The sequence below is a fragment of the Stenotrophomonas sp. HMSC10F06 genome (assembly GCF_001807865.1).
Taxonomy (GTDB): Bacteria; Pseudomonadota; Gammaproteobacteria; order Xanthomonadales; family Xanthomonadaceae; genus Stenotrophomonas; species Stenotrophomonas bentonitica_A.
On sequence record NZ_KV791287.1, the window covers coordinates 1 to 6,562 of the forward strand.

Consider the following 6,562-nt stretch of genomic DNA (forward strand, 5'->3'; position numbering starts at 1 on the left):
TGCTGACGGTTAAAAGCGGGGGGATTACCCGGGCACTCCGAGTCAACAAATCGCACGAGTGATGGCGTGGATGAAGCAGAATTTTCACCGACCCTTGTCCATGGATGAGATCGCAGCGTCTGCCAACATGAGTCCTTCAACATTCCGGCAGCACTTCCGAGAAATTGCCGGCATGAGCCCGCTGCAATACCAGAAACAGCTACGGCTTCAAGAAGCACGCCAGATGATGCTTAACGAAGACGTCGACGTCAGCGTCGCGGGCCTACGCGTTGGTTACGAGAGCCCCTCGCAGTTCAGCCGTGAATACAGCCGGCTGTTCGGCGCCCCTCCGCTGCAAGACATTCGCCGCCTGCGCCTGAGCTGAGTCACTTCATGCACTGACACGCGACTCAGTCCCTGGGCTGGCTAATACGCGCAGCTCAGTGGCTCTGCTCGGGCTGGTCTCTCAGCGTGACCCGGTACGACCTTGCCTCGCAGACATCGCGTTACATGTGCGCCTCTGCCCGACTGGCGCACAGAAACCCTATTCAAAAATGGAGAGATCGTATGAGCATCAATCTCACAGGCACTGTGGCCCTGGTCACCGGTGCTAGCAGCGGCATTGGTCAAGAAGCGGCAAGGCGGCTTGCGGCGGCAGGCGCAACAGTTGCAGTCCTCGCACGCAGAAAGGATCGACTTGAAGCGCTGGTCGACGACATCCAGCGGCTTGGCGGCTCAGCAATTGCCATGCCCGCAGACATTACAGACCAATCACAGGCTGAGGCAGCAGTTTTGGCCGTTGTTGAACGATACGGACACCTGGATATCCTGATCAACAACGCGGGGCTGATGCTGCTAGGTCCAGTAGCTGATGCAAACGTTGACGAGTGGGAGCGGATGCTTGCAATCAATGTGCGCGGCCTTCTTTACACCACCCATGCTGCACTTCCACATCTGCTGCGTGCAGCCAAAGAGAGTGGCCGAGGCGTAGCTGACATCGTAAACATCAGCTCTCAAGCCGGCCGCCAAGCTTCTGCGAACTTTGCTGCTTACAACCTTACCAAGTTCGGGGTCAATGGCTTCACCGAAGCCTTGCGCCAAGAAGTCACTCGTCAGGGTGTACGTGTTGGCGTGCTTGAGCCAGGAGCGGTGGATACCGAGCTGGGCTCCCATAACAGCTCTCATATCCAAGCAGCGATGCTGGATCCGTTCAATGCCACGCACGAACGTCTGGAGTCTGACGATATCGCTGACGCAATCCTGTTTATGGTGACACGACCGCGGCGCGCCTCCATCGCTGAAATGTGGGTGATGCCCACCGATCAGGCATGAGGTATGGACTGGCAGAGTTCCCATGCGGGGCACGAGCATTTGCTTGCCTGGTTGAAAAATGATTGAGCCCATGGGAACCAACCTCAGTACCAGCGCTGACGTAGGCGGAGTTGACGCTCCCAAAGAGCCTAGGTGGTCATCGGTGCTCGCCATCACATTGACCGTGGCGGGGCTCATCACTGCTGAATTCCTACCAGTGAGCCTGCTGACGCCGATGGCGCATGGCTTAAGCATCACGCAGGGCCTTGCGGGCCAAGCCATTACCGCCACGGCCATGGGGGCCATCCTGTCAAGCTTGTTCGCGGAACGCGCAGCGCGAGCGGTCGATAGGCGAACCATGGTACTTGTGTGCTCATCTCTGCTCTCGCTTTCCAGCTTGATCGTGGCGATGGCGCCCACCTTTACCGTTCTGCTGTTAGGTAGGTTCTTGCTCGGTTTGGCACTGGGATCATTCTGGGCAATGGCACCAGCTCTGGCGATGCGCCTGGTGCCCGCCAAACAGGTGCCGCAAGCGCTATCCATCGTGTACAGCGGGGTCGCGATAGCCTTGGTGGTGGCGCCGCCACTCGGTAGTTACCTGAGCCAGTTCATGAGCTGGCGCGGCGTCTTTCTCCTGACATCGCTGTTCGGTTTGCTGTGTCTGGCGTGGCAGGTCTACGCACTTCCCAGGATTCCAGCGCCTTCCGACGATGGATCAAGGGGCGTCTGGAAAGTTGCACGGCGCCCTGGTGTTCCGAACGCAATGGTGGCCATCTTCCTTTCGTTCGGCGGGCACTTTGCCCTCTTCACCTACATGCGTCCGTTCTACGAGCAGATTGCGCATTACAGCAGTAACGCCTTCACCGCAGTACTTCTCCTATTCGGGGTCAGTAACTTCGCTGGCACGCTGATATCGGGCCATATCGTAGGCAAACACCTATCTGCCTCACTTGTCATCGCCCCACTGGCGATGGCATCGGCAGCGCTAGGGCTCGCGCTTTTCGGCGAGCAAATGATCCTGAGCGCGGCATCCGCTTTGGTCTGGGGAGCAGCATTTGCGCTAGTGCCGGTGGGTTGGTCAACTTGGACCACGCGTGAGGTAGCAGACGACGCAGAGAGCGCGGGGGGCCTACAAGTTGCCGTAATCCAGCTGGCCAGCGCAGTGGGCGCCGGCGCTGGCGGACTATCGATTGAAGCCCTGAATGCACGCGGCCCGGTCATCGTTGGGTTTGTGTTCTTGGCTTTAGCTGTCGGGGCTTCCTTCCTAACCGGCCGACGGCTTAGATCCCGCCAACACCACCTTTTACAGCCGCATCTCTGAATCGCGCGGCTCCTTACCCAAAGTCATTCCTAGAAAGGATGGATAATGAAAGCTTACCGATTGAACGATTTCACAGGCGTGAGTGGCTTGGTGATGGTCGATGAGCCCATGCCAGTGCCTCAGCGAGGCGAAGTCCTTGTGGCTGTACATGCTGCGTCTCTCAACTTCCGCGACATCGCGATGATGAGAAATGAGTATCCCGTCACTCATCGAAAGGGGCTGATCCCGCTTAGCGATGCCGCCGGCCAAGTGGCAGCCGTGGGGGAGGGCGTGGACCGGTTTAAAATCGGCGACCGTGTGATGGGGGTTTTTCATCCGACGTGGCAGGGCGGACGCATGCCTGCCGACGTCAACAAACACGCGTATGGCGCGATCACGGATGGGTGGCTTGTCGAGTACAAGGCCGTCAATCAGCAAGACTTGGTGAGCATACCCGCTGAGTTGTCCTTTGAGGAAGCCGCTACGCTCCCGTGCGCCGCTCTGACAGCATGGAGCGCCCTTACGCTAGGCGAGCCGGTCCGATCTGGACAGACCGTGCTTGTTCAAGGAACGCGTGGCGTTGCATTGTTCGCACTTCAACTTGCCAAGGCACTGGGAGCGCGTGTGATCGCTACAACATCCAGTCCGGGCAAGGCTGATCGCCTCATGGCGCTTGGAGCGGACCACGTCATCAACTACGTCTCCGACCTGGAATGGGGATCCACCGCAAAGCATTGGGCCGGCGGTATCGGCGTCGATCGGGTTATCGAAGTAGGGGGCCCCGGCACGATGGCCCAGAGCCTGCGCGCTGTGCGCCCAGGCGGCGAGATATCAGCGATCGGATTCTTGAGCAGCAAGACGCGCGAAATCGACTTCTTCTCTCTATTTGGAAGCGGAGCCAACTTCCGTCACATCTCGGTGGGAAGCCGCGAAGGCTTGGAGGATCTTTCTGCATCTATCTCGATGTCGGCCATACGTCCGGCGATCGATCGGGTCTTCGAGTTTGAAGATGTACGTGAAGCCTTCTCATATGTAGATTGCGGCTCCCACTTCGGAAAGGTCGTAGTGAGACTGCCGGCCGCGTGACGAAGTGAGATGATCGCCCTGAGGCAGACAGGGCGGGCAGGGCGGATAGCGCGGCGGATCCAAGCGCTGAAATCACCGATGACTCGTCAAGGCGTGGGTGATACATCCCCTTTGTGTGGGGGAAATGTCCCATTTCCCTCCTTTGCAAACAAGCCTTGCTTACGCGTCCGGGAATTTGCACTATTACCGCAGCGCCGTCGCATTTCACCGCCTACAATCGCACCTCGATTGCCGAGCGTCTTTGGCGCTCACGCTTTTGCTCAACGGAGGCTCGCTCCAATGAATGTAGAGGACGATGTGCTATCGCCTGGCGCACGTAGCTCGCTGTTGTTCCAGGTAATCCCTCATGTATGGGGCGCCGCATTTGCTGCACATTTGGAGCATGGCCGTGATGCTGCAGTCGCCCGTGCTGACGCCGCAGTTGCCGCGCTGGAACAGCTCAGACGATCACCGCCCCCCGCGCTAGAGACGATTGCTGCCAAGTCGGGTCAAGACATTTCTGAGCATGATTTTCGAGGGTGGTATCGAATCTGTGATGGGCTGCGCAAGGGGCCGATCGAAGCAGCTCTGAACCCCGCAACTGAGCAGGAAATCGAGGATGCTTATCGCGCTTACGGCCGGGCGAAGGGCGACTTCTTCTGAGTTACTCCAAAAACAAGCGTCTCGATGCAACTGCATGGAGCAGCGTTAACTGCCGAATCTGAACGTGCGCAAGGCCTTAGGCGGGCGGGGCAGTGGCCCGCACCTGTCTCGCTTTATTCGAGCCTTTTACGCCCAGTACGGAAGAACCATGGTGCACCCGCCAAAGCGTCGTGTCGAAGAGAGCTTCGATCAGCTATTAACATCCCTCCGCACCGTTAAAAGGCTTGAACCTCATGAAGGTACGGCGGCATACTTGACTGCCGTCTTCGAATGTATTGGGACGAATCTAGATCAGATTTTCGTCGCTCTTATGAATTGGGAGAGTGAGTTGAACTGCCGCGAAGAACGGCTGTCACATCTAGAGCCGAAGCTCCGTAATAAGAAGAGCGCGGCACGCCTGACTAAATGAAGAATCTCGCACCCACCGAGCGCATCCTGCGCGACGCCGCAGCCCGCCGTGAGGCGCTAGCGGCGCAATGGCTTAGTGCCGCCCAGGTTAGCGCCAGGTTAGGCTCGCCTCCACAACGCGGCGGCCGCCGCGCCGCCCAGTTCCGCCGAAAGGGCGAGTTGCTAGGGGTGTACGTCACACGCCCTACGCCCAGCTACCGCTATCCGACATGGCAGTTCTGCTCCGATGGTCAGCCAGTAGAGCACCTGGCCGAGATCCTGAGAGCGCTACGGGCCTTCGGTCCTTTCCAGTACGAGTCGTTTGGTCTGCGTCGCAGCACCGGTTGGGGCGAGGTTGAGTGGTTTCTGTCCCCGCATGCGCTGCTCAACGGCAGCCAGCCCGCCGAAGTGCTGACCGTCGACCCGGCCCGCGTACTAGGCGCCGTCCGCATCGAATTCGAGAGCGGTCATTGATCTGCATCCATTGCTGACGCGGCAGGAGTACGCATCCCAAGGACCCGATAGGGTGGCCCGTCCGCGCAAACTTCGATGAGATTGCAGAAATAGCTGGCGCGGCATTACAGATTTACCTGTCTCGTCACTTGATCCAGAGCCACACCCACGCCAAACGACGTATTACGCCATTTCGCATAATGTATATTATGTTAAACATTGCCCGGTACTACGGAGGGCTGATCCGCCTCCTGCTGGCATCGCTGTTGCCTCTCCGAGGTTCCAAGGACAAAGCGAGCATTGATGCATGTGCCAGGACCTGGACGGCGACCGCATGACCCCCGCGGGTTGAAGGCGTATTCGCAGGGGCACAGCCCCTACATCCCGTCACTTGCAGGCGGCGTAGACCTGATCCTCCATCTGGCGGCTGATTTCAAAGGATCGATTCACCCCGGCCGCACGATACACCGCGTCCCGTCGATCTTTCGCCGCTTGGCAGAGCCCCGGGTCTCTATACTGACTGACTACTGCGCCGCTGCCACCGCTTCGCGCCGGAGCCTGATACGAGCGCCCTTGCGCCCGGATTCGATTTTGTTGGCGGATGCGCTCCAAGCGGGCCTGATTGGCGTACGTCTCAGGCTGCGGAGTGGCGTCCCACGACTTACGCGGCGCGCCATTAGGGCAAGGCGCCGACTGGTAGGTTGTCTTTCCGCCCTCAATGCATTTATGCACCTGTTGCGCAGATGCTGAGCCAGCAACCATTGTTGCCAGCAATAGAATCGCTCTAACGTCCATGTAGCCCCCTATAGCTGGGGCATGATAAACCTGCCTAGGCCGGAGGTCACGCTGAGGTCGCAATCATGACGCGCTCTCCTGCGGCGATTCGCACACCGTAAGCCTCAGCCGTGACACGAAATCCCATGGCGCGGATCTGCGTCATTCCAGCTGCTCGATAACCTTATTGCCATCGTTGGAAATCTACTAAATCCACGCCCTTTCACCACTGGACACAGTCGCCAGGATGCCAGGACGAATGCGGCATCTATCGCCAATTTCGGCGATGTATACGGCTGACGACAGCTGTTACCTGCTCCACCCCGCCTGCTGGCTGATGGGTGGCACCACGAACTGCCATGGCCGCCAATACGTTCTTGCCGCCTTCCTCGCAAACCTCAGTGTTTTCGGCACCCGGCGCGTACCCGTCATACAGTGGGAGAATTGCAGGGTCGTACCTAAAGGGTTTGGCCCCTACCCGCTCAAACTTTCCGGGAGACATGCGCATCCCGAACCTAAGCTGCCTCTAGTTCGCTGAATATCTGGAGCGGAATCCGCACCAGTAGCAAATTGCAAAGCGGGCACCCGCTGCTTCCGGCGATACCGCCCGGGCAGTGGCGCTACCTGCTG

The 6,562-nt window shown here is 58.8% G+C and carries 6 protein-coding genes; all 6 read left to right on the plus strand.

Annotated features, from left to right (window positions below):
* Positions 1 to 70: 70 nt before the first annotated feature.
* On the plus strand, positions 71 to 364 hold the full coding sequence (locus HMPREF3113_RS11610) for a helix-turn-helix domain-containing protein (protein WP_261798220.1): 294 nt from the start codon (positions 71 to 73) through the stop codon (positions 362 to 364).
* Between the two features lie 182 nt (positions 365 to 546).
* Positions 547 to 1,311: an SDR family NAD(P)-dependent oxidoreductase gene (locus HMPREF3113_RS11615; protein WP_070472640.1), complete on the plus strand. Its 765-nt coding sequence runs from the start codon at positions 547 to 549 to the stop codon at positions 1,309 to 1,311.
* 70 nt (positions 1,312 to 1,381) lie between these two features.
* Positions 1,382 to 2,611 carry an MFS transporter gene (locus HMPREF3113_RS11620; protein ID WP_070472643.1) on the plus strand — a complete coding sequence of 410 codons (1,230 nt, stop codon included), beginning with the start codon at positions 1,382 to 1,384 and terminating at the stop codon, positions 2,609 to 2,611.
* A 45-nt stretch (positions 2,612 to 2,656) separates the two neighbouring features.
* Positions 2,657 to 3,676: a zinc-dependent alcohol dehydrogenase family protein gene (locus HMPREF3113_RS11625; RefSeq protein ID WP_070472645.1), complete on the plus strand. Its 1,020-nt coding sequence runs from the start codon at positions 2,657 to 2,659 to the stop codon at positions 3,674 to 3,676.
* Between the two features lie 279 nt (positions 3,677 to 3,955).
* Positions 3,956 to 4,318 (plus strand): hypothetical protein, encoded by a 363-nt coding sequence (locus tag HMPREF3113_RS18625; RefSeq protein WP_139146358.1) that lies wholly within the window; start codon positions 3,956 to 3,958, stop codon positions 4,316 to 4,318.
* Positions 4,319 to 4,723: 405 nt separating this feature from the next.
* Positions 4,724 to 5,179 (plus strand): hypothetical protein, encoded by a 456-nt coding sequence (locus HMPREF3113_RS11630; protein WP_070472648.1) that lies wholly within the window; start codon positions 4,724 to 4,726, stop codon positions 5,177 to 5,179.
* The last annotated feature ends 1,383 nt before the right edge of the window (positions 5,180 to 6,562 follow it).